This window comes from Streptomyces alboniger (assembly GCF_008704395.1).
Lineage (GTDB): Bacteria > Actinomycetota > Actinomycetes > Streptomycetales > Streptomycetaceae > Streptomyces > Streptomyces alboniger.
In genome coordinates this window covers 3,788,792-3,810,863 of record NZ_CP023695.1, presented here as the reverse complement: position 1 = coordinate 3,810,863, position 22,072 = coordinate 3,788,792, and the positions used below count along the sequence as shown (strand labels likewise).

Here is a 22,072-nt window from a genome sequence, read left to right as displayed (position 1 = left end):
CGACCGGTACCCCAACTAGGGTGCGGCGCAAGCGTTCAGAGCACCCAGAGCCAAACAGACCACCGGCATTGCGATGTCAGTGGCGGGTGCCACAGTGGGGGAGTGAGCAAGAGCAACGCCGTTGATGTGACCACCGGCCCCGGCCGGTGGCCGAGCAGTAGGCAAGCAGCCGAGCAGTAGGCAAGCAGAGGGGTGCCATCGGTCGTGTCAGGTACGGGTGTGGAGGTCGGCGCGCAGGCCGCGCGCTCCCGGGCCATCGCCGTGCTGCGTCTGCGCAGCCGGGCGCTGGCCGTCGCCCTGCTGCCCGCGGCCGCCGCCGTCGTGCTGCTCGCGGGCGGGGCCACGGGCCATGTCGTCGGCCCGAGTTGGGACGTCGCGCGCTGGATCGTGACGGCGCTCGCCGTGCTGGTGCTGCTCGTCGCGGCGGGCGTCGCGCTGGTCGTCGCCCGGGCCAGACCGGCCCTGAGCCCGACGGTCGCGATCGCCGAGGAGTCGGCCCCCGATCTGTACCGCCTGGTCCGTGATCTCGCCGACCGGCTGGACGTCCCCGCGCCCTCGGCGATAGCGCTCACCCCCGACTGCGACAGCTGGCTGGAGGACCGCACCCACCCGGCGCACGGGCCCGCGAAGGAGCGGGACACCGCCGGGGCTGCGAAAGGCGCCTCCGACACCGTGCGCGGCGCCCGCGTCCCGCACGGTGTGCCCTCCACCGCTCCCGTGCTGGTGATCGGCTCCCCGTTCCTGTGGTGGATGCGGGTCGGCGAGCTGCGCGCGGTCCTCGCGCCCGTCGTCGCGGGCACGGGCCCCTCCGCGCACCCCGACATAGCAGCCGCCCGGCGCTTCGTGCGCGGGCTCGACGCCGCCGTCGCGGTCGCCTCGGCCCCGGGCCGCGGCCCCGTGATCCGTACGGTGCTCGGCGGCATCGGCTGGATCGCCCGGCTGCTGCTGCGCAACTGCCGGGTGCACGCCGCCGAGATGGAGCGCGGCGTCGCCGCGGCCGCCGCGGAGCGCGCGCAGACCGTGGACTACGGAGTGCGGATCGTCGCCCAGGAGCAGGTCGGCCTCGCGTACGCGGGCTGGGACCGGCTGCTCACCCGGGTCGCGCTGCCCGCCTGGCGCATGGGCCGCTGGCCCTCCCGGCTCGACGCGGGCGTGGTCTCCGCGCTCACGGAGCTGTCCCGCAGGGACCGCCTGGCGGAGGGCTTCGCCTCGCGTCTGGGCGAGCGCCCCGCCTGCGACCTCCTGGAGGAGCCGGGCTCGGTGGATGAGGCGGCCTCGCTGCTCGCGGCCCGCCTCTTCCACGGCGGCCCCGCGGAGACGGGGCCGGACTGGGCGCCGGTGGCCTGGCAGGAGTATCCGGACGAGGTCGTCGACCGCAAGTGGCGCATGGACGCCGCCCGTCTGCACCGCGTCCTGGACTCCCTGGGCGTCGGCCACCACCCCGCCGACCCGACGGCCCCGGACCCCGAGGGCCCGACCCTCGCCCGCGTCCTGGACCACTTGAGCGGCTCGGCCAGCACAGCTGGGGGGTATGGGGTGGTTGCTGCGTCCGAGGCGGCTGCGTATGAGGAGTTCGCCGTCCCGGGCACGCGTGAGGCGTATGGGGCAGAGGCCCACGACGAGAGCCCCAGCGGCATCCTCGCCGCCGGCCTCAGCGCCGAGCTGGCCAGGGAAGAGGCCGCGGCACCTGCCCGCCCCGCACCCGCGGGACAGGGCCCGGACGAGGCGCTCTGGGACGACGGCGCGCTGCCGCTGTTCCCGCTCCAGCCGCCGCGCACGGGCCGGGAGTTGCTGGCCGACCACGTCACGGCGATGGTGTGCTGCGCGGCGGTGGACACCGCGGGCGCGGCGCCCGGCCTCGACTGGCTCGACGGGCCCGCGCTGCTGGTCGACGGGGAGCGCGCGGCGGATCTCGCGCCGCGGGTCCTGCGTCTCGTCGAGCACGGCGATCCGTCCCCCTTGCGGGACTGGCTCACCCGCCTCGGCGTCCGCCAGGAGAAGCCGGTCCGCCTGGTCTGACCAGGAACAAGGGATCTGACCAGGAACAAGGACGACGGCCCACAGGCCGGCCCGCAGGCTCCGGTCCCCGCGGGCCCCGCGTACCACTCACCCCGCCGCGGGGAACCCGCGCATCGCCCTCGCCCAGCGGCCCACCGCCCCTCCCCCCGTTCCCCGTCAATCGCGACGAACGGTGACGGAGCGCGTGCGTAATGTGATGTGCTGGGAGTGGTCGCCGGGCCGTGCGTATCAACCGGGACCGCAGGCTCGGGGGAGCGAGGGAGGGGAAGACATGGGGCAGGAGCAGATCCGCCGCTGGGAATCGGGCGCGCTGGCGCACGCCGTGTCGGACCCCTTCGGCCAGGGCCCGCTCCCCTGGCTGCGAGGATCCGAGCACTACTTCGACGACACGGGCAAGGTCGTGCCCTGGTACGTCGACCACGCCCCCGCCCCGGGGGCGAACATCCCGGCGCCCCGCACCGGCGCCCCCCTGACCGCCGACGACGTGCGCTGCCAGATCAAGGGCTTCACGTCCACCGGCGCCGCCGCCCCGGGCGAGGCGATCGACTTCCACGTCACCGTCGACCCGCCCCAGCAGTTCAGCGTCGACATCTACCGCATCGGGCACTACGGGGGTGACGGCGCCAGCAAGATCACGACGAGCCCGCGCCTGTCCGGCATCGTCCAGCCGGCCCCGCTCACCGCGGACCGCACGGTCTCCTGCCACCACTGGTGGCTCTCCTGGCGCCTCCAGATCCCCACCTACTGGAGCATCGGGGCGTACGTCGCGGTGCTCACCACCGCCGACGGGTACCGCTCGCACGTGCCCTTCACGGTCCGCGACAGCCACCCCGCGGACCTCCTGCTCCTCCTGCCGGACGTGACCTGGCAGGCGTACAACCTCTACCCGGAGGACGGCCGCACGGGCGCCAGCCTCTACCACGCCTGGGACGAGCAGGGCCGTCTCCTCGGCGAGAGCGAGGCCGCCGTCACGGTCTCCTTCGACCGGCCGTACGCGGGCGCGGGCCTGCCCCTGCACGTGGGCCACGCCTACGACTTCATCCGCTGGGCCGAGCGGTACGGCTACGACCTGGCGTACGCCGACGCCCGGGACCTGCACGCCGGCAGCATCGACCCCACCCGCTACCGAGGCCTGGTCTTCCCCGGCCACGACGAGTACTGGTCCCCGGCCATGCGCCGCACCACGGAGCTGGCCCGCGACGGCGGCACCTCCCTGGTCTTCCTCTCGGCCAACACCATGTACTGGCAGGTGGAGTTGGGCCCCTCCCCGTCCGGCGTCGAGGACCGCCTGCTGACCTGCCGCAAGCGCCACGGCCCCGGCAGGCCCGCCCTCTGGCGCGAGCGGGACGGCGGCAAGGCGGCCGAACAGCAACTGCTCGGCATCCAGTACGCGGGCCGCGTCCCCGAGCCGCACCCCCTCGTCGTGCGCAACGCCGACCACTGGCTGTGGGAGGCGACGGGAGCGCACGAGGGCGACGAGATCGAGGGCCTGGTCGCGGGCGAGGCCGACCGCTACTACCCGCGGACCGCGCTCCCCGAGCACCAGGGCCGCATCCTGCTCGCCCACTCGCCGTACGCGGACGCGGAGGGCGTCACACGCCACCAGGAGACGTCGTTGTACCGCGCGCCCTCGGGCGCCCTGGTCTTCGCGTCCGGCACCTTCGCCTGGTCCCCGGCGCTCGACCGGCCCGGCCACGTCGACACCCGCGTCCAGCGCGCCACGGCGAACCTCCTGGACCGCATCTGCAAGCGGGACTGACCCCCGCGGGCCCCGTGATCGCGCCACTCCGCCGAACCCCTGGCCAAGACCGCGCTCCCGATACGGGAGAATCGGCATCACTTGGCCAGAACCACTGGAGGGAACCGTGTCCGGATTCGTAGAAAAGCCCGAGCCGCTTCAGGTTCCGGGGCTGGTGCACCTCCACACCGGCAAGGTGCGCGAGCTGTACCAGAACGAGGCGGGCGAGCTGGTCATGGTCGCCAGCGACCGCCTCTCCGCCTATGACTGGGTGCTGCCCTCGGAGATCCCCGACAAGGGCCGCGTCCTCACCCAGCTGTCCCTGTGGTGGTTCGACCAGCTCGCGGACATCGTCCCGAACCACGTCATCTCCACGGACGTGCCCGAGGGTGCCCCCGCCGACTGGGCGGGCCGCACGCTCGTCTGCAAGTCCCTGGAGATGGTCCCGGTCGAGTGCGTCGCCCGCGGCTACCTCACGGGCTCGGGCCTCCTGGAGTACAACGACTCGCGTACGGTCTGCGGCCTCGCGCTGCCCGAGGGCCTGACCGACGGCTCGGAGCTGCCCGCGCCGATCTTCACGCCCGCCGCGAAGGCCGCGGTCGGCGAGCACGACGAGAACGTGAGCTACGAGGAAGTGGCCCGCCAGGTCGGCGCAGAGACCGCCGCCCAGCTGCGCCAGACCACGCTCGCCGTCTACGGCAGGGCGCGGGACATCGCCCGTGAGCGCGGCCTGATCCTCGCGGACACGAAGTTCGAGTTCGGCTTCGACGGCGAGGAGCTGCTCATCGGTGACGAGGTCCTGACGCCGGACTCCTCCCGCTTCTGGCCCGCGGACCAGTGGGAGCCGGGGCACGCCCAGCCCTCGTACGACAAGCAGTTCGTGCGGAACTGGCTGACGTCTCCGGCCTCGGGCTGGGACCGCAAGAGCGAGCAGCCGCCCCCGGCGCTCCCGCAGGACGTGGTGGACGCCACACGTGCCAAGTACATCGAGGCGTACGAGCGTCTGACGGGCACCGCCTGGTAGGCCGGGCCGGGAACGCGGAAAGGCCCCGCTCCGAGGAGCGGGGCCTTATCTCTGAGCGGACGACCAGGTTCGAACTGGCGACCTCAACCTTGGCAAGGTTGCGCTCTACCAACTGAGCTACGTCCGCGCTGCGCCGTAGCGCGAGGACAACTATACCCAACCTCGCTCGCGTGCGAGACGCACTGCCGCATGACGGTTCTCCGCCCCGGTCTTCGTGACCGCCGAGGAGAGGTAGTTGCGGACGGTCCCGGGGGAGAGGGCGGCGCGCTCGGCGATCTCCGTGACGGGCGCCCCGTCGGCGGCGAGTTCGAGCACCTCGGCCTCGCGGGCGGTCAGCGGCGAGTCCCCGGCGGAGATCGCGTCGGCGGCCAACTCCGGGTCCACGTAACGGTTTCCGGCGTGCACGCTGCGGATGATCTCGGCGAGCCGCTGCGCGCTGACCGTCTTCGGGACGAAGCCCCGCACGCCTACCGCGAGGGCCCGCTTGAGATGTCCCGGTCTGCCATGACTCGTCACGATCATGGTCCGGCAGTGCGGGAGTTCGTCCCGGAGGGATGTGGCCACACTCACACCGTCGGCGCCCGGCATCTGGAGATCGAGCACCGCGACATCGGGGCGGTGGGCCCGTGCCATGGCGAGCGCCTCGGGCCCGGTCGCGGCCTCGGCGACGACGACGAGGTCGTCCTCCAGGGCGAGGAGCGCGGCGAGCGCGCCGCGAATGAGGTGCTCGTCATCGGCGAGCAGCACGCGCAGGGTCACAGCAGAGCTTCTTTCCGGAGCGGGGGCTGGGGCTGAGGCAGGAGAGGCGGAGGGCCCTGGCCGACGACCTCTTGGGTCAAGCCCTCGGAGGCCTCCGGGATTGCGCTCTCGGCTGCCTCCTCCTGCGAACAGCCGTTGGTAGCCCCCTGGGCTGAGCCCTCGGCGGCCTTCTGGGCCGGGCTTTCGGAGGCCTCCGGCAGGGGGCTCTCGGCGGCCCCCCGAGGACGCCCTGAGCGCTCGGGGGGCTGCTGGGTACGGCTTTCGGCGGTCCCCTCGGCCAGCTCCCGCGGATGGTCCTCGGCGGCCTCCTGGGTACGGCTCCCGGCGGCCTCCTGAGCCGGGGCCTTGGTGGCTCCCCGCGGACGGTCCTCGGCGGCTGCCTGGGCTGAGCCCTTGGCGGCCTCCTGGGTACGGCTCCCGGCGGCCCCCCGAGCCGAGCCCTCGGCGGCTCCCCGCGGACAACCCTCGGCGGCTCCCCGCGGACAACCCTCGCCGGCTCCCCGCGGACAACCCTCGCCGGCCCCCTGGGCTGAGCCCTCGGCGGTCTCCGGAGTTGGGCTCTCGGCAGCCTCCGGCAGGCGGCTCTCGGCAGGCTCCGGCAGGCGGCTCCCGGCAGGCTCCGGCAGGCGGCTCCCGGCGGCCCCCCGAGCCGAGCCCTCGGGGGCCCGCAGGCGGCCCCCGGCGGCCCCCCGAGGCTGCCGTTCGTCGTCGGCGCCCGACACCGGCACCTCCGCGGTGAGCCGGAACCGCCCCTGCGTGCACGTGAAGTCCAGCGAGCCGCCCACCTCCGCCAGCCGCTCCCGGAGCCCGGCGAGGCCGGATCCGCCGCCCGGCGCCGAGGGCTCGCGGCCCGTGCCCGGAGGCGGTACGTCCGGTGCCCCGTCGTTCTCGACGGTCAACGTCGTACGCCCTTCAGCGACCGTCAGGGAGATGTCGCACCGCGTCGCGTCCCCGTGCCGCAGTACGTTCGTGGCTGCCTCCCTTACGACCCACCCCAGGGCCGACTGCACGGGCACGGGCAACCCCGCCGTCGAGCCGGTCACCCGGCAGCCGATCCCGGCCGCTTCCAACACGCCCTGTGCGCCGAGGAGTTCGACCCCGAGGTCGGCCTCGCGGTAGCCCCGCACCACTTCCCGCACCTCACGCTGCGACTCCTGCGCGATCCGCTGCACCTCGACCATCTGGTCGACGGCCTCGGGCCGCCCGCGCCGGGCGAGCTGCACCGCCAGTTCGCTCTTGAGCGCGATGACGGCGAGGTTGCGGCCCATGACGTCGTGCAGGTCACGCCCGAACCGCAGCCGCTCCTCGGCGACCGCGAGCCGCGCCTCGACCTCGCGGGCCCGGTCGGCCTCCCACATCACGGAGAGCGTCCAGGCCCCGCAGCGCGCGGAGAGCAGCGTCAGCAGCCCGGCGAAGGCGATGAGGGCGGCGAACCCGGCGAGCCGCTCGTCACGCACCCCGATGGCGGCGAAGGCGGCCACGGCCGCCACGTCGATCAGCGCCACCCGGACGAGGAAGCCGCGGACCGACACCGCGAAGGCGAGCGCCTGGCAGAACGGCACCGCCAGATACAGCGTGGTGAAGCCGATCATCCCGTCGGCGACGCCGTCCACCGCCTCCAGGCCGAGCACGAGCCCCAGCGCGAGCGCCAGCAGGCAACCGGAGACGGCGAGGTCGCGGCGCGGCGCCGCGGCCCGCTTCAGGTAGTGGTCGACCGAGCGCCGCAGGCTGCGGTTGACGTGCACGCCTTGCAGGGCGCCGACCGCGATCAGCGTCCAGCCGAGGACTTGCGGGACGGGCTCGGAGTCCAGGCTCAGGCCGAGGGGCAGCGAACCCCAGCTGAGGAAGAAGAGCCAGGGCATGGCGTGCCACATGGCCATGCTCTGGAACTCGACCTTCTCGATCTTGCTCCGGCCCTGCCAGCCACGCTGCAAGGCCCGTATCCCGCCGACCACGCGGATCCCCTTCCTCAGTGCCGGGGTTCCCAGCGGAACCATCGCCGTACAGCAAACACGGACACCAGGGTCCAGGCCACCGCCGTGGCGACGGCACCGAGGGCCTCGCCGGCCGAGAGCCCGCCGGTCCAGCCGCCGCGTACGAGTTCGATCACCGGGGAGAGCGGAAGGAGTTCGCAGACCGAGGCGAGCGTGTCGGGCATCATTTCGAGCGGCACGGCGAGCCCCGAGCCCAGCATCGACGCGAAGATCAGCGGCATGCTCATGACCTGCGCGGTCTCGGCGGTCCTGCTGAAGCTCGCCGTGACGGCGGCGAGCGCGCCGAACATCACGATGCCGAGCAGTATCCCGAGGACGGGGAACAGCGCGTTGTCGGGCGCCCCCGCGTCGAGCAGCGCGAGGCACCCGGCCACGAGCGCCAGGATCTGCGCGAGGCCGATGGCGACGGCGGGCAGTGAGGCGCCCACCAGGATCTCGTGGTCCCGCAGCTCTCCGGTGCGCAGCCGCTTCAGTACGAGTTCCTCGCGCCGGGCGACGAAGACGCCGATCAGGGAGCCGTAGACGGCGAAGACCAGGGAGAAGCCGATGGCGGACGGCAGGACCATGGTGCCGACGGAGAGCCCGACCTCCTTCAGCTCGCCCTCGCTCATCGCCGACATGACGCTGAACGGCAGCGCCACCGGTACGAACAGGGCCGCGAACAGCGTCCCCTTGTTCCGTCCGAGCAGGGTCAGTTCGGCGCGCGCCAGCGCCCGCATCCGCCCCGCGGGGGTCGTCAAGGTCACCGTGCTCATGCCGCCATCTCCTTCTCGGCGAAAGGCACCGCAGAGCCCCCGCGCTCTCCGCGCTCGCCGGTCTCGCCGCGCTCCCCGCCCTCGGCGGTCCGCGCGATCCGCAGGAACGCCTCCTCCAGCGAGGCCGCCCGCACATCGAGCGACCCCAGTTCGACCCGCGCGTCCCTGGCCCACAACAGCAGGCCGGTGGCGGTCCGTTGCAGCTCGTTCGTCCGCAGGGTCACGCGGCGCCCCTCGCTCTCGTGCCCGCTGACGCCCAGCTCGGCGAGCGGCGGCAGGTCACCGACGAAGTACCCCTCGGGCAGTTCGAAGGAGACGTGGGAAGGCTGCGCGGCGACGACGTCGGCGACGCGCCCCTCGGCGGCGATCCGCCCCTCGTGCAGGATCGCGAGCCGGTCGGCGAGCACTTCGGCCTCTTCCAGGTAGTGCGTGGTGAGCAGCACGGTCGTGCCGTTGTCGCGCAGCTCCCTGACCAACTCCCAGGTCTCGCGGCGCCCTTCGGCGTCGAGCCCGGTGGTGGGTTCGTCGAGGAAGAGCACTTCGGGGCGCCCGATGAGCGCCATGGCCAGATCGAGCCGCCGCTTCTCGCCGCCGGACAGCTGCTTCACGCGTACGCCGGACCGCTTGGCGAGCCCCACGATCTCCAGGGCCTCCGCGACGGGCCGGGCCCCGCTGGTGCATCCGGCCCACATCCGTACGGTCTCGGCGACCGTCAACTCCGTGGGGAAGCCGCCCTCCTGGAGCATCACGCCGATGCGCGGCCGCACCGCGGACCGCTCGGTGTACGGGTCGTGTCCGAGCACCCGGACCCGCCCGCCGACCGGTGCGGCGAGGCCCTCCAGGAGTTCGACGGTGGACGTCTTGCCGGCGCCGTTGGTGCCGAGCAGCGCGAACAGCTCCCCGCGGCCCACGCCGAAGGAGATCCCTCGTACCGCCTCGAAACCGCCCCCGTACACGCGCCGAAGATCGGTCACGTCGATCACTTGGTCAGTCATGGAAGAAGCTTCGCCTGGTCAGGGGCGCGGCAGCAGTGCGGCCTGTCACCGACCCGCATGACAAATGTCAGAAGCGCGCCGCACCACGAAGCCATAGGCACACGAAGAAGGCCCCGGTCGATTCGACCGGGGCCTTCTTGAAACTGGAGCGAACGACGAGGTTCGAACTCGCGACCTCAACCTTGGCAAGGTTGCGCTCTACCAACTGAGCTACGTTCGCATTGCATCCGAACAGCTTTCACTGATCGGCGCGAGCACCAGCTTACCGCAACCAGAAGACTGGTCGGTAGGCGATGCGGAGCGGGTGACAGGAATTGCACACTGCGCCTTCCCCCTGGAAGGGGGATGTTCTACTACTGAACTACACCCGCACGACTCCGTGAGGTCCGGCCTTTCGGCCTTGCCCCTCGGCGTGCTCCAGACTCTAGCTGACCAGCGGGGGTGCAGCGCAAGTCGGTGGCCGCGAGGGGCTCGGACCGGGGTGGGGCGCGGGGTCAGTTGGCGGCCTCGAAGGCCTCGTAGACCCGCTTGGGGATGCGGCCGCGCGGCGGCACGTCCATCTGGTGCGAGCGGGCCCAGGCCCGGACGGCCGACGGGTCGGGGGAGACGGCCGTGTGCCGGTACACCTTCCCGGACTTCGAGTGCTTGCGGGCCGCCTCCAGGTAGGGGGCGAGCGCAGTGCGCAGTTTCTTGGCATTGGTTTGGTTGAGGTCGATCTCGTACGACTTGCCGTCAAGACCGAACGCGACCGTTTCCGCCGCTTCCCCGCCGTCCATGTCGTCAAAGAGTGCGACTACGACACGCTGCGCCACGAATATCGGTCCCTTCGTGCGGCTCCACCACGCTGACGTGCGGTGATGCCGACTGTCCGGCTGTTTTGGGGAAAGTATCGACTATTGCCATTTCCTTTGTACAGTGCTTGGCAATGCATTGTGAAGCCCGGCCGAATATCTCCGCGTGTCCGCCCTCAATGCGGGGCCGTGATCTTTTCCTGGATTCCTCCTGAAGATGTCCCGTTCGAAACCTCCCGGATCGTCGGAACGTGACCGCCATCACGTAGGTTTCTACGAATCTACGCGAGTAGAAATTTTGTGCCGGTAGTCTGAAGGCACCTGCTCAGCACCGTGCAAGCAGCACACGCCAGCACCACACACCGGGAGTGCCAGTGGCACGCGTCGTAGTCGACGTCATGCTCAAGCCGGAGATCCTCGACCCCCAGGGCCAGGCGGTGCAGCGTGCACTGCCGCGCCTCGGTTTCCAGGGCATCTCCGACGTACGTCAGGGAAAGCGATTCGAACTCGAGGTGGACGGGCCGGTCGACGACGCGGCCCTCGCCCGTATCCACGAGATGGCGGAAACCTTCCTCGCCAACACCGTGATCGAGGACTTCGTCGTAAAGGTGGAGGACGAGAAGGCGGAGGAAGAGAAGTGACCGCTCGAATTGGCGTCGTCACTTTCCCCGGAACCCTCGACGACCGCGACACCCAGCGCGCCGTCCGCGTGGCGGGCGCCGAGGCCGTGCCGCTCTGGCACAAGGACAAGGACCTCAAGCAGGTCGACGCCGTGGTGCTGCCCGGCGGTTTCTCCTACGGCGACTACCTGCGGGCCGGCGCCATCTCCCGTTTCTCCCCGGTGATGGAGTCCGTCATCGATCAGGCGAAGGCCGGGATGCCGGTCCTCGGCATCTGCAACGGCTTCCAGGTCCTCACCGAGACGCACCTCCTGCCCGGCGCGATGCTGCGCAACAACCACCTGCACTTCATCTGCCGCGAGCAGAAGCTGCGCGTGGAGACCGACCGGACCGCCTGGACCGCCGACTACACGCCCGGCCAGGAGATCTCGATCCCGCTCAAGAACATCGACGGGCAGTACACCGCCGACGAGCGGACCCTGGACATGCTGGAGGCGGAGGGCCGCGTCGCCTTCCGGTACCTGGACACGAACCCGAACGGTTCGCTCCGTGACATCGCCGGCATCACCAACGAGGCGGGCAACGTGGTCGGCCTCATGCCGCACCCCGAGCACGCGGTCGAGCCGCTCGTCGGGACCGGCCGCACCGACGGCCTCGGATTCTTCACCTCGATCCTGAAGAAGCTGGTCAACGCATGACTCTGGACACCGTCAAGCACGCAGCAGAGACCCCCGACGTCAAGCTGCCCTGGGCCGAACTGGGCCTGAAGGAAGACGAGTACGAGCGCGTCCGCGAGATCCTCGGCCGCCGCCCGACCGGCGCCGAGCTGGCCATGTACTCCGTGATGTGGTCCGAGCACTGCTCGTACAAGAGCAGCAAGGTCCACCTGCGGCAGTTCGGCGAGAAGGTCCCGGAGAACGACGCCATGCTCGTCGGCATCGGTGAGAACGCGGGCGTCGTCGACGTCGGCCAGGGCTACGCCGTCACCTTCAAGGTCGAGTCGCACAACCACCCCTCGTACGTCGAGCCCTACCAGGGCGCGGCGACCGGCGTCGGCGGCATCGTGCGCGACATCATCGCGATGGGCGCCCGCCCGGTCGCGGTCGTGGACCCGCTGCGGATGGGCGACGCGCACCACCCCGACACCAAGCGCGTGCTGCCCGGCGTCGTCGCGGGCATCGGCGGCTACGGCAACTGCCTGGGCCTGCCCAACATCGGCGGCGAGCTGGTCTTCGACGCCTGTTACCAGGGCAACCCGCTGGTCAACGCCGGTGCCATCGGCGTCATGCGGCACGAGGACATCCACCTCGCGAAGGCGAGCGGTCCCGGCAACAAGGTCATCCTGTACGGCGCCCGCACCGGCGGCGACGGCATCGGCGGCGCCTCGATCCTGGCGAGCGAGACCTTCGACGACAGCAAGCCCTCCAAGCGCCCCGCCGTCCAGGTCGGCGACCCCTTCCAGGAGAAGCTCCTCATCGAGTGCACCCTGGAGGCCTTCGCTGAGAAGCTCGTGGTCGGCATCCAGGACCTGGGCGCGGCCGGCCTGTCCTGCGCGACGTCCGAGCTGGCGTCCAACGGCTCCGGCGGCATGCGGGTCGAGCTGGACGACGTACCGCTGCGCGACTCCACGCTCACTCCCGAGGAGATCCTCATGAGTGAGTCGCAGGAGCGGATGTGCGCGGTCGTCGAGCCGGGCAAGGTCGAGCGCTTCCTGGAGATCTGCGAGAAGTGGGACGTCATCGCCACCGTCGTCGGTGAGGTGACCGACGGCGACCGGCTGGAGATCTTCTGGCACGGCGAGAAGATCGTCGACGTCGACCCGCGCACGGTCGCCCACGACGGCCCGGTCTACGAGCGCCCCTACGCCCGCCCGAAGTGGCAGGACGCCCTCCAGGCCGACGACGCGAACAAGCTGGCCCGCCCGGCGAACGCGGACGAGCTGCGCGCGCAGGTCCTCAAGCTGGTCGCCGCCCCGAACCAGGCCGCGAAGTCCTGGGTCACCGACCAGTACGACCGGTTCGTGCAGGGCAACACCGTGCTCGCCCAGCCCGAGGACTCCGGGATGATCCGGATCAACGAGGAGACGGGCCTCGGCGTCGCCATCGCCACCGACGGCAACGGCCGGTTCGCGAAGCTCGACCCGTACACGGGGGCCCAGCTCGCGCTCGCCGAGTCGTACCGCAACGTCGCCGCGTCCGGCGCCAAGCCGCTCGCGATCTCCGACTGCCTGAACTTCGGTTCGCCCGAGGACCCGGACGTCATGTGGCAGTTCGCCGAGGCCGTCCGCGGCCTCGCGGACGGCTGCCTGGAGCTGGGCACCCCGGTCACCGGCGGCAACGTCTCGCTCTACAACCAGACGGGCGAGGCGGCGATCCACCCCACGCCGGTCGTCGCCGTCCTCGGCGTGATCGACGACGTCGCGCGCCGCACGCCGATCGCCTTCAAGGAAGAGGGCCAGCTCCTCTACCTGCTCGGCGAGACGCGCGAGGAGTTCGGCGGCTCGGCCTGGTCGCAGGTGATCCACGACCACCTCGGCGGGCTGCCGCCGAAGGTCGACCTGGCGCGCGAGAAGCTGCTCGGCGACATCCTCATCTCGGCCTCGCGCGACGGCATGATCGACGCCGCGCACGACCTCTCCGACGGCGGTCTCGTGCAGGCCGTCGCCGAGTCCTGCCTGCGGGGCGGCAAGGGTGCGCGGCTGGTCGTCCCGGACGGCCTGGACGCGTTCACCTTCCTGTTCTCCGAGTCGGCCGGGCGCGCGGTCGTGTCCGTGCCGCGCAGCGAGGAGCTGCGCTTCACCGACATGTGCGGGGCGCGCGGTCTGCCCGTGCGGCGCATCGGTGTCGTCGACGGTGACGCGATCGAGCTCCAGGGCGAGTTCACGCTGCCGCTGAGCGAGCTGCGCGAGGCGCACGAGGGGACGATTCCGGGCCTCTTCGCCTGACGGCCGTCTCGGAGAAGCCCTCGCCCGGACCTCACCGTCCGGGCGGGGGCTTCGGCGTTTTCGGGTCCGACGCCGGTGGATCAACGCCCTTGATCAAAATTACGTAATTACGTAACCTCTCACCCATGGATCTGGAAGAGCGCGTCGTCGCGCTGGAACGGCGCGTGGCGGAGCTGGAGAGCGCGGGCCCGCCCGCGCCCCCCGTGGAAGAGGGCGACTTCTGGGCCCTCGACGCGCTGAAGGCGCAGCACCCGGTGACGCGGGACGCGGACGGAGCCGTCCTGTTCACCGGAGCCGTGCGGGTGCCGACCGGGCACCGGTACGAGTGGCAGTACGGCCGGCTCACGGAGTCGCTGTTCGAGGACGACTGGTCCGAGGCGGCCGATTCGTTCGCCGCGCTCGGCAGCCCCGTGCGGCTCCGGCTGCTGCGGGAGATCCTCACGGGCACGCACACCGCCGCCGAGCTGGCCGCGCTCGACGACATCGGCACGACCGGCCAGATCTACCACCACCTGCGCCAACTGACCGGCGCGGGCTGGTTGCACAGCACGGGACGCGGCCGCTACGAGGTTCCGGCGGGCCGGGTGGTCCCGCTGCTCGTGATGCTCTCCGCCGCGCGTCCCTGACCGACCGCACCGACCGCAGCAGGGGGAACGACATGTCCATAGGTATGCGTAAGTTCACCGGGGTGCTTGAGCGCCTGCTGGTGCTGTACGTCTTCGTCCAGGTCGTCGCCGGGTTCTTCGTCGAGCTGCCGTACCCGTACTGGGTGGGCTGGATCCCGATCGTCGGCGTCTTCGCGATCGGTATCCCCCGGCGCCGGGCCGTCAGCCGGGAGATCGTGGCGAGCCCCCCGGCCCCCGTCGAGGTCGACCCGCCGGTCACCGGCCGCTGGTCGGCGCTGAACAGCCCCGCCGACAAGGTGCCGAGCCACGGCACGCACGGCCTCGGGCAGACCTACGCCATCGACATCGTGGCCGTACCGGAGGAGGGGCCCGCGCGCCCGGCCTTCGCCTGGCTGTGGCCGATCGCGCGCGGCAACCGCGCCTTCCCCGCCTTCGGGGCGCCGCTGCTCGCCGTCGGCGACGCCACCGTCGTGCACGCCGAGGACGGCCAGCGGGACCACCTCAGCCGCAACTCCCTCGCCGCGCTGCTGTACTTCTTCGTGATCGAGGGCATCGGCAGGACGCTCGGCGGGAACCGCCGCGTCGTCGGCAACCACGTGGTGCTGGATCTCGGCGAGGGCACGTACGCCGTGTACGCGCACGTCAAGCAGGGGTCGCTGGCCGTCAGGGCGGGCGACGAGGTGGTGGCGGGCCAGCGGCTCGGCAGCTGCGGGAACTCCGGCAACTCCACCGAGCCGCATCTGCACTTCCAGCTGATGGACGGGCCCGACCTGAACGTGGCGCGCGGTGTGCCGTTCAGCTGGCGCGGGGTCGGGGTGCCCGGCAACCGCGAGACGTTCACGGTGCGGGAAGAGGTCACCCCGGTACCGTGACCGGCATGACTGAGCGGCTGGATGACTGAGGTGCTGCATGACTGAGGAGCTGGGGCTGCGCGCGCGCAAGAAGCAGCAGACCGCCGCGCGGATCTGGCGGGTCGCCGTGGACCTCTGCTCCGAGCGGGGCTTCGACCACGTCTCCGTGGCGGAGATCGCCGAGGCGGCCGACGTGTCGAAGATGACCGTCTTCAACTACTTCGGCACCAAGGAAGGCGTGATCGTCGGGCCGATGGAGGAGCACGCCGGGGACCCGGCCCGCGCGGTGCGCGAGCGACAGCCGGGAGAGTCCGCGGTGGCCGCCATGCGCCGCCAGTTCCTGGAGCAGATCACCGGGCGGGACCCGTCGATCGGCCTCAGCGGTGACCCGCGCACCCTCAAGGTGCGCCAGCTCATCAACGAGACACCGACCCTCGCGCACCGCATGGTGATCTTCCATATGCGCAGCGTCCAGCTCCTCACGGACGCTCTCGCCGAGGAGACGGGCGACCCGCTCCTCGCGCGGGTCGCCGCCACCCAGCTGATAGGCGCCCGGAACGCGCTCATCATGGAGAACCATCAGCGCACCCTCGACGGCGACGCGCCCGGCGACATCGCGAAGGACTGCGCCGAGTCCGCGGAGCGCGCCTTCGGTCTGGTGGAAAAGGGACTTCAGGGCTACCCCGGAAACACTTAGGCTCGGCCCATGCCACCGGCCAAGAAGCGCACGCGTTCGTACGACCCCGCCAAGATCCGCACCGCCGTGCTCGCCCAGTTCGGCAACGTACGAGCCGCCGTGCGCACCCTCACGCCCGAGCAGCTCGCCCGCCCGACCCGCCTCGGAGACTGGACCGTCCACGAACTGGCCGCCCACATCGCGATGGTGCTCGGCACCGTCCACCGCTACCTGGGCCTTCCGGAGCCCGCGAAGCACGAAGTGCCGCTCATGGACTGGCCGTTCGTGACCGTCACCGCCGCGGCCCAGGTCGACGAGGACACCCGCGCCATCGCGGAGAGCGCGGGCACGGAACTCGACGAGCTGTTCACGCGCACCCTCGCCGACATCGAGGCGTCGCTGGCCGCCGCCTCCGACGGGCGCCTGGTGCCGTCCCGCTTCGGCGCCATGACCCTCGGCGACTTCCTGGTCACCCGTACCGTCGAACTGACCGTCCACACCGACGACTTGAACGACGCCGTGCCGGGACTCGACGTCCCGTACGACCGTCAGGCCCTGGCCGCCTGCGCCCGCCTGCTCGCCGACGCGCTCGCGCTGAAGGCGCCGGGAGCATCGACGGAGGTGCGGATTCCGCCGTACGCGGTGGTGCAGTGCGTCGAGGGCCCCCGGCACACCCGCGGCACCCCGCCCAACGTCGTCGAGACCGACCCGCTGACCTGGATCCGCCTCGCCACGGGCCGCACGGACTGGGCTAGCGCCCTGGACGCGGCGAAGGTGAGCGCGAGCGGGGAACGGGCCGACCTCTCGGGCCTGTTGCCGATCATGGGCTAGCCCGGCATGGTCAGCCCGGCAAGGGACAGCCCGACGGGGGCGCAGATGGAACCGGCTCCCCCACTTGCCCGTCACATCGTCATGCACACGCAGCGTCTGACCCTGACCCTGACCGCGCTGGCCTCCGCCGGGCTGCTGCTCACCGCATGCGGCACCGAGTCCGGAGCCGGCTCCCAAAGCAGCTCCGGAAGCGGCTCCGAAGGCCGTTCCGTGGAGAGCGAGCTGCCCCTCACCGGTGTCCGCTGGAACGTCGACAGCGTCACCGTGGGCGGCAAGAAGTACGACGCCCCGGACGACGCCCACCTCAAGATCGGCAAGGACGGGCGGGCCGGCGGCAGTTTCGGCTGCAACTACGCCGGTGTCGCCGTGAGGATCAAGGGCGACACCCTCGACTTCGGCAAGGCCACGATGACGAAGAGGGCCTGCCCCGAGGGCCTGATGAAGTTCGAGGAGAACCTCACGCGCGCCCTCGCCGGGGAGAAGCTCACCGCGAAGGCCGACGGCGACCGGCTGACCCTCACCACCGCCGAGGGGGACCGCGTGGACCTCACCTCGGGCCCCGAGAGGACCGGCACCCCGCTCACCGGCACCAAATGGACGGTGAACACCGTCGGCGACGGCAAGACCGCCGCCCCCCTGCCCAAGGACGTGTCCGGCAAGGTCCACCTGACCTTCGGCAAGGACGGCAAGGCCCGCGGCGACCTCGGCTGCAACGACGTCACCGCCAAGGCGGAGGCCAAGGAGGGCCGCATCACCTTCGGCGCCCCGACCACGACCCGGAAGATGTGCCCGGGCGACACGATGACCACCGAACGCAAGCTGCTGAGGCTCTTCGACGGCACGGCCCGCTACGAGGTCGAGCGGGACACCCTGAAGCTCACCGCCGCCGACGGCACGGTGATCGACGCGCGCGCCGCCGTGCGGTAGAGAGTCGTCACCGTCCGTACAAGGGTCGTATCCCCAATTCGGACCAGTGGTCGATCTCGCCTACACTCGATGATGTGCCACGTGGTGACGGTCGACTCAATCACGATCTGCTTCCCGGCGAGAAGGGCCCCCAGGACGCTTGCGGCGTCTTCGGTGTCTGGGCTCCGGGCGAAGAGGTCGCAAAGCTCACGTACTTCGGGCTCTACGCCCTCCAGCATCGGGGCCAGGAATCCGCGGGAATCGCGGTCAGCAACGGCTCCCAGATCCTCGTCTTCAAGGACATGGGCCTCGTGTCCCAGGTCTTCGACGAAACCTCTCTCAGCTCGCTCCAGGGTCACATCGCGGTCGGTCACGCCCGCTACTCGACCACCGGCGCCTCCGTCTGGGAGAACGCCCAGCCGACGTTCCGTGCCACCGCGCACGGCTCCATCGCGCTCGGGCACAACGGCAACCTCGTCAACACGGCCCAGCTCGCCGAGATGGTCGCCGACCTGCCCAAGCAGGAGGGCCGCACCACACGCGTGGCGGCCACCAACGACACCGACCTCCTCACGGCGCTGCTCGCCGCACAGGTGGACGACGACGGCAAGCCGCTGACCATCGAGGAAGCCGCCGCCAAGATCCTCCCGCAGGTCCAGGGCGCCTTCTCCCTCGTCTTCATGAACGAGCACACGCTGTACGCCGCCCGCGACCCGCAGGGCATCCGCCCGCTGGTCCTCGGCCGCCTGGAGCGCGGCTGGGTCATCGCATCGGAGTCCGCGGCGCTCGACATCTGCGGCGCCTCCTACGTCCGCGAGATCGAGCCGGGCGAGTTCGTCGCCATTGACGAGAACGGCCTGCGAACGTCCCGCTTCGCGGAAGCGAAGCCCAAGGGCTGCGTCTTCGAGTACGTGTACCTGGCGCGCCCCGACACGGACATCGCCGGGCGGAACGTCTACCTCTCGCGCGTCGAGATGGGCCGCAAGCTCGCCAAGGAAGCTCCGGTCGAGGCCGATCTCGTCATAGCGACCCCCGAATCCGGCACCCCCGCCGCGATCGGTTACGCGGAGGCCTCCGGCATCCCCTTCGGCGCGGGCCTGGTCAAGAACGCCTACGTGGGCCGGACCTTCATCCAGCCCTCGCAGACGATCCGCCAGCTCGGCATCCGCCTCAAGCTGAACCCCCTCAAGGAAGTCATCAAGGGCAAGAAGCTGGTGGTCGTCGACGACTCGATCGTCCGCGGCAACACCCAGCGCGCCCTGGTCAAGATGCTCCGCGAGGCCGGCGCCGCCGAGGTCCACATCCGGATCTCCTCCCCGCCCGTGAAGTGGCCGTGCTTCTTCGGCATCGACTTCGCGACCCGTGCCGAGCTGATCGCCAACGGCATGACCATCGAGGAGATCGGCACGTCGCTCGGCGCCGACTCCCTCTCGTACATCTCCATCGACGGCATGATCGAGGCCACGACCATCGACAAGCCGAACCTCTGCCGCGCCTGCTTCGACGGCGAGTACCCGATGGACCTGCCCGACCCCGAACTGCTCGGCAAGCAGCTTCTGGAGACGGAACTGGCCGCGGGCCCGGCGGGCACCGCCGCCGCCGACGCGATCCGTCGCCCGTAAGACCCCACGCAGTACGACACGAAAGTTCTCACCGTCATGTCTGAGACCACTGGTGCCAGCTACGCAAGCGCGGGCGTCGACATCGAGGCGGGCGACCGCGCCGTCGAGCTGATGAAGGAGTGGGTCAAGAAGACCCAGCGCCCGGAGGTCGCGGGCCTCGGCGGCCTCGGCGGCTTCGCCGGGCTCTTCGACGCCTCCGCCCTCAAGCGCTTCGAGCGCCCCCTGCTCGCCTCCGCCACCGACGGCGTCGGTACGAAGGTCGACATCGCCCGGCAGATGGGCGTGTACGACACCATCGGCCACGACCTCGTCGCGATGGTCATGGACGACATCGTCGTCTGCGGCGCCGAGCCGCTGTTCATGACCGACTACATCTGCGTGGGCAAGGTCCACCCGGAGCGCGTCGCCGCCATCGTGAAGGGCATCGCCGAGGGCTGCGTCCTCGCCGGCTGCTCCCTCGTCGGGGGCGAGACCGCGGAGCACCCGGGCCTGCTCGGCCCGGACGACTTCGACGTCGCGGGCGCCGGCACGGGCGCCGTCGAGGCCGACCGCCTGCTCGGCCCCGACCGCATCCGTAAGGGGGACGCGGTCATCGCCATGGCGGCCTCCGGTCTTCACTCGAACGGGTACTCGCTCGTGCGGCACGTGGTCTTCGACCGCGCGGGCTGGGCGCTCGACCGCCAGGTCGAGGAGTTCGGCCGCACGCTCGGCGAGGAGCTTCTGGAGCCCACCAAGATCTACTCCCTGGACTGCCTGGCGCTCACCCGCACCACGGACGTCCACGCCTTCAGCCACATCACCGGCGGCGGCCTCGCGGCGAACCTCGCCCGGGTCATCCCGGACGGTCTGCATGCGATCGTCGACCGCGAGACGTGGACCCCGGACGCGGTGTTCGACGTGGTCGGCAAGGTCGGTCAGGTCGAGCGGCTCGAACTGGAGAAGACGCTGAACATGGGCGTCGGCATGATCGCGATCGTCCCCGAGGAGTCGGCGGACGCGGCGCTCACCACCCTCGCCGACCGTGGTGTCGAAGCCTGGGTCGCCGGTGAGATCACCGACCGCGGCGAACACGCGACGGGCGCGGCCCTGATCGGTGACTACGCGAAGTAGTCCCGGGGGCGCTCCTGGTCCGGGGGCGCCCCTCGAAAGCCCCGAGGCAGCACAAAACCCGGTCCGGTGTGGTGACCACCCCGGACCGGGTGAAGTGCAGTCGCTACAACGAGGTCAAGCGCCGCGGCGCTGCGACGACGGACCGGACTCTTCGGAAGAGTCGTCCTCGTCGTCGTTATACAGATCCGCGTACTGGGCGTACGGGTCGTCTTCCTCGTCGTCGTCCTCGAACGGCTCGCCATTTGGCGGCTGTTGCGAAGTCGAAGCGCCCAGCTCATTGGCCAGACGCGACAGGTCAGTCCCGCCGCTGCTGTACTTCAGCTGGCGGGCGACCTTCGTCTGCTTGGCCTTTGCCCGGCCGCGCCCCATGGCTCGACCCCCTCGGATACGGGGCTCGACGGCCCCAGAGTCTTGACACGCGTTCATGATCTAGGACGGACTCTCCTCGGAGAGACCGGTCCGTAGGGCTTCCACGGTACCTGTTCCTGCGGCCATACGGTACGTCGCCCGCAGGACGCGCCTCGGCGCAGAACCCGCGAGGAGCCCCGTCCTCGCTGGTCAACTGCGATTTTAACCTCTTCTTGCCGGGCGACCCGCCGACGGGGGTGAGTCTTGTCTCCCGAATACGCCGGCGGGCCCCCGCGAGCGTGCGGTCAGCGCGCGTCGGCCATCCGCTGCTCGGCGATCCTGTCGGCCGCGGCGGCCGGCGGAATGCCGTCCTTCTTTGCGCGAGCGAATATGGCGAGCGTGGTGTCGAAGATCTTCGTGGCCTTCGCCTTGCACCGGTCGAAGTCGAAGCCGTGCAGCTCGTCGGCGACCTGGATGACACCGCCCGCGTTCACCACGTAGTCCGGCGCGTAGAGGATCGACCGGTCGGCCAGGTCCTTCTCCACGCCCGGGTGCGCGAGCTGGTTGTTGGCGGCCCCGCACACCACCTTCGCGGTCAGCACCCGGACGGAGTCGTCGTTCAGGGCGCCGCCCAGCGCGCAGGGGGCGTAGATGTCGAGCCCCTCGGAGCGGATCAGCGCGTCGGTGTCCGCCACCGCCGTCACCGACGGGTGCTTGTGGACGATCCGGTTCACGGACGCCTCGCGTACGTCGGTGACCACGACCTCGGCACCGTCCGCCAGGAGGTGCTCGACCAGGTGGTGCCCGACCTTGCCGACGCCCGCGACGCCGACCTTGCGGCCGCGCAGCGTCGGGTCGCCCCACAGGTGCTGGGCCGAGGCGCGCATGCCCTGGAAGACACCGAAGGCGGTGAGCACGGACGAGTCGCCCGCGCCGCCGTTCTCGGGGGAGCGCCCGGTGGTCCAGCGGCACTCGCGCGCGACGACGTCCATGTCCGCCACATACGTACCGACGTCGCACGCCGTCACGTACCGGCCGCCGAGCGAGGCGACGAAGCGGCCGTAGGCGAGGAGCAGGGCCTCGCTCTTGATCCGGTCGGGGTCGCCGATGATCACCGCTTTGCCGCCGCCGTGCTCCAGGCCGGCCATGGCGTTCTTGTACGACATCCCGCGCGCGAGGTTCAGCGCGTCGGCGACGGCCTCCTCCTCGCTCGCGTACGGATAGAAGCGGGTGCCGCCGAGGGCCGGGCCCAGGGCGGTGGAGTGGAGGGCGATGACGGCCTTGAGGCCACTGGCGCGGTCCTGGCAGAGCACTACTTGCTCATGGCCGCCCTGGTCCGAGTGGAACAGGGTGCGCAGGACGCCGTTGTCTGCTTCGGTCACTGTGGTGACTCCCGGTCGAGTAGCGGCGGTGGACGGGCTTTCCGTACGGGTGGCGGGGCCCGTGGGGCATGACACTAGAGC

At 71.1% G+C, this 22,072-nt stretch carries 20 protein-coding genes and 3 tRNA genes; 13 read left to right on the top strand and 10 right to left on the bottom strand.

Annotation, left to right across the window (positions count from 1 at the left end):
* Positions 1-204 precede the first annotated feature (204 nt).
* The 3 genes from CP975_RS16870 (at position 205) to CP975_RS16860 (ending at position 4,781) form a co-directional block, all read left to right on the top strand.
* The gene (locus CP975_RS16870) at positions 205-2,019 is read left to right on the top strand and encodes a hypothetical protein (RefSeq protein WP_150477060.1); all 1,815 of its coding nucleotides are present in this window, start codon (positions 205-207) and stop codon (positions 2,017-2,019) included.
* Positions 2,020-2,290: 271 nt separating this feature from the next.
* Positions 2,291-3,778, top strand: a complete 1,488-nt coding sequence (locus CP975_RS16865) for a N,N-dimethylformamidase beta subunit family domain-containing protein (protein WP_055533099.1) — start codon at positions 2,291-2,293, stop codon at positions 3,776-3,778.
* A gap of 106 nt (positions 3,779-3,884) precedes the next feature.
* A complete protein-coding gene (locus CP975_RS16860; protein ID WP_055533100.1) occupies positions 3,885-4,781 on the top strand; it encodes a phosphoribosylaminoimidazolesuccinocarboxamide synthase in 897 nt (298 codons plus the stop codon).
* A 54-nt stretch (positions 4,782-4,835) separates the two neighbouring features.
* Here CP975_RS16860 and CP975_RS16855 read toward each other — a convergent pair.
* From CP975_RS16855 to CP975_RS16820, 8 genes are all read right to left on the bottom strand, one after another.
* Positions 4,836-4,908 (bottom strand) — tRNA-Gly (locus CP975_RS16855).
* Between the two features lie 23 nt (positions 4,909-4,931).
* A complete protein-coding gene (locus tag CP975_RS16850; protein ID WP_055533102.1) occupies positions 4,932-5,540 on the bottom strand; it encodes a response regulator transcription factor in 609 nt (202 codons plus the stop codon).
* Complete coding sequence (locus CP975_RS35800) at positions 5,537-7,495, bottom strand: histidine kinase (protein ID WP_070321253.1); 1,959 nt, start codon at positions 7,493-7,495, stop codon at positions 5,537-5,539. The genes CP975_RS16850 and CP975_RS35800 overlap by 4 nt, the downstream gene beginning before the upstream one ends.
* Before the next feature lie 14 nt (positions 7,496-7,509).
* Positions 7,510-8,289 carry an ABC transporter permease gene (locus CP975_RS16840; protein WP_055533104.1) on the bottom strand — a complete coding sequence of 260 codons (780 nt, stop codon included), beginning with the start codon at positions 8,287-8,289 and terminating at the stop codon, positions 7,510-7,512.
* Positions 8,286-9,284: an ABC transporter ATP-binding protein gene (locus CP975_RS16835; protein ID WP_055533106.1), complete on the bottom strand. Its 999-nt coding sequence runs from the start codon at positions 9,282-9,284 to the stop codon at positions 8,286-8,288. The genes CP975_RS16840 and CP975_RS16835 overlap by 4 nt, the downstream gene beginning before the upstream one ends.
* Before the next feature lie 144 nt (positions 9,285-9,428).
* Positions 9,429-9,504, bottom strand: a tRNA-Gly gene (locus CP975_RS16830).
* 79 nt (positions 9,505-9,583) lie between these two features.
* Positions 9,584-9,655, bottom strand: a tRNA-Gly gene (locus tag CP975_RS16825).
* Between the two features lie 123 nt (positions 9,656-9,778).
* Positions 9,779-10,096 carry a histone-like nucleoid-structuring protein Lsr2 gene (locus tag CP975_RS16820; RefSeq protein WP_055533108.1) on the bottom strand — a complete coding sequence of 106 codons (318 nt, stop codon included), beginning with the start codon at positions 10,094-10,096 and terminating at the stop codon, positions 9,779-9,781.
* Between the two features lie 353 nt (positions 10,097-10,449).
* Between CP975_RS16820 and purS the strand changes: the two genes are divergently transcribed.
* From purS to purM, 10 genes are all read left to right on the top strand, one after another.
* Complete coding sequence (purS, locus tag CP975_RS16815) at positions 10,450-10,716, top strand: phosphoribosylformylglycinamidine synthase subunit PurS (RefSeq protein ID WP_055533110.1); 267 nt, start codon at positions 10,450-10,452, stop codon at positions 10,714-10,716.
* Positions 10,713-11,393, top strand: a complete 681-nt coding sequence (gene purQ, locus CP975_RS16810; protein WP_055533112.1) for a phosphoribosylformylglycinamidine synthase subunit PurQ — start codon at positions 10,713-10,715, stop codon at positions 11,391-11,393. The genes purS and purQ overlap by 4 nt, the downstream gene beginning before the upstream one ends.
* Positions 11,390-13,639: a phosphoribosylformylglycinamidine synthase subunit PurL gene (purL, locus tag CP975_RS16805; RefSeq protein ID WP_055533114.1), complete on the top strand. Its 2,250-nt coding sequence runs from the start codon at positions 11,390-11,392 to the stop codon at positions 13,637-13,639. The genes purQ and purL overlap by 4 nt, the downstream gene beginning before the upstream one ends.
* Before the next feature lie 125 nt (positions 13,640-13,764).
* Entirely contained in the window at positions 13,765-14,265 is a 501-nt protein-coding gene (locus tag CP975_RS16800; RefSeq protein ID WP_055533122.1) for a helix-turn-helix domain-containing protein, read from the top strand.
* 32 nt (positions 14,266-14,297) lie between these two features.
* Positions 14,298-15,137, top strand: coding sequence for a M23 family metallopeptidase (locus tag CP975_RS16795; protein WP_055533124.1), 840 nt, complete (start codon positions 14,298-14,300; stop codon positions 15,135-15,137).
* A gap of 37 nt (positions 15,138-15,174) precedes the next feature.
* Complete coding sequence (locus tag CP975_RS16790) at positions 15,175-15,813, top strand: TetR/AcrR family transcriptional regulator (RefSeq protein ID WP_055533126.1); 639 nt, start codon at positions 15,175-15,177, stop codon at positions 15,811-15,813.
* Positions 15,814-15,822: 9 nt separating this feature from the next.
* Positions 15,823-16,623, top strand: coding sequence for a maleylpyruvate isomerase family mycothiol-dependent enzyme (locus tag CP975_RS16785; RefSeq protein ID WP_055533128.1), 801 nt, complete (start codon positions 15,823-15,825; stop codon positions 16,621-16,623).
* 81 nt (positions 16,624-16,704) lie between these two features.
* Entirely contained in the window at positions 16,705-17,550 is an 846-nt protein-coding gene (locus CP975_RS16780; RefSeq protein WP_055533130.1) for an META domain-containing protein, read from the top strand.
* A 74-nt stretch (positions 17,551-17,624) separates the two neighbouring features.
* Complete coding sequence (gene purF / locus CP975_RS16775) at positions 17,625-19,151, top strand: amidophosphoribosyltransferase (protein WP_055533132.1); 1,527 nt, start codon at positions 17,625-17,627, stop codon at positions 19,149-19,151.
* Positions 19,152-19,187: 36 nt separating this feature from the next.
* Complete coding sequence (gene purM, locus CP975_RS16770; RefSeq protein ID WP_055533134.1) at positions 19,188-20,261, top strand: phosphoribosylformylglycinamidine cyclo-ligase; 1,074 nt, start codon at positions 19,188-19,190, stop codon at positions 20,259-20,261.
* A gap of 114 nt (positions 20,262-20,375) precedes the next feature.
* Here the strand turns inward: purM and CP975_RS16765 are convergent, their stop codons facing one another.
* Both CP975_RS16765 and CP975_RS16760 read right to left on the bottom strand, forming a co-directional pair.
* Entirely contained in the window at positions 20,376-20,630 is a 255-nt protein-coding gene (locus CP975_RS16765; protein ID WP_030790319.1) for a DUF3073 domain-containing protein, read from the bottom strand.
* Positions 20,631-20,914: 284 nt separating this feature from the next.
* Positions 20,915-21,991, bottom strand: coding sequence for a Leu/Phe/Val dehydrogenase (locus tag CP975_RS16760; protein WP_055533136.1), 1,077 nt, complete (start codon positions 21,989-21,991; stop codon positions 20,915-20,917).
* Positions 21,992-22,072: the final 81 nt, after the last annotated feature.

What these genes read in the sequence shown, in the direction of transcription:
- CP975_RS16765 (WP_030790319.1), bottom strand. Translation starts at nt 20,630, where the DNA reads ATGGGGCGCGGCCGGGCAAAGGCCAAGCAGACGAAGGTCGCCCGCCAG.
- CP975_RS16780 (WP_055533130.1), top strand. Translation starts at nt 16,705, where the DNA reads ATGCACACGCAGCGTCTGACCCTGACCCTGACCGCGCTGGCCTCCGCC.
- CP975_RS16840 (WP_055533104.1), bottom strand. Translation starts at nt 8,289, where the DNA reads ATGAGCACGGTGACCTTGACGACCCCCGCGGGGCGGATGCGGGCGCTG.
- purM (WP_055533134.1), top strand. Translation starts at nt 19,188, where the DNA reads ATGTCTGAGACCACTGGTGCCAGCTACGCAAGCGCGGGCGTCGACATC.
- CP975_RS16785 (WP_055533128.1), top strand. Translation starts at nt 15,823, where the DNA reads ATGCCACCGGCCAAGAAGCGCACGCGTTCGTACGACCCCGCCAAGATC.
- CP975_RS16835 (WP_055533106.1), bottom strand. Translation starts at nt 9,284, where the DNA reads ATGACTGACCAAGTGATCGACGTGACCGATCTTCGGCGCGTGTACGGG.
- CP975_RS16790 (WP_055533126.1), top strand. Translation starts at nt 15,175, where the DNA reads ATGACTGAGGAGCTGGGGCTGCGCGCGCGCAAGAAGCAGCAGACCGCC.
- CP975_RS16795 (WP_055533124.1), top strand. Translation starts at nt 14,298, where the DNA reads ATGTCCATAGGTATGCGTAAGTTCACCGGGGTGCTTGAGCGCCTGCTG.
- CP975_RS16865 (WP_055533099.1), top strand. Translation starts at nt 2,291, where the DNA reads ATGGGGCAGGAGCAGATCCGCCGCTGGGAATCGGGCGCGCTGGCGCAC.
- purL (WP_055533114.1), top strand. Translation starts at nt 11,390, where the DNA reads ATGACTCTGGACACCGTCAAGCACGCAGCAGAGACCCCCGACGTCAAG.
- CP975_RS16800 (WP_055533122.1), top strand. Translation starts at nt 13,765, where the DNA reads ATGGATCTGGAAGAGCGCGTCGTCGCGCTGGAACGGCGCGTGGCGGAG.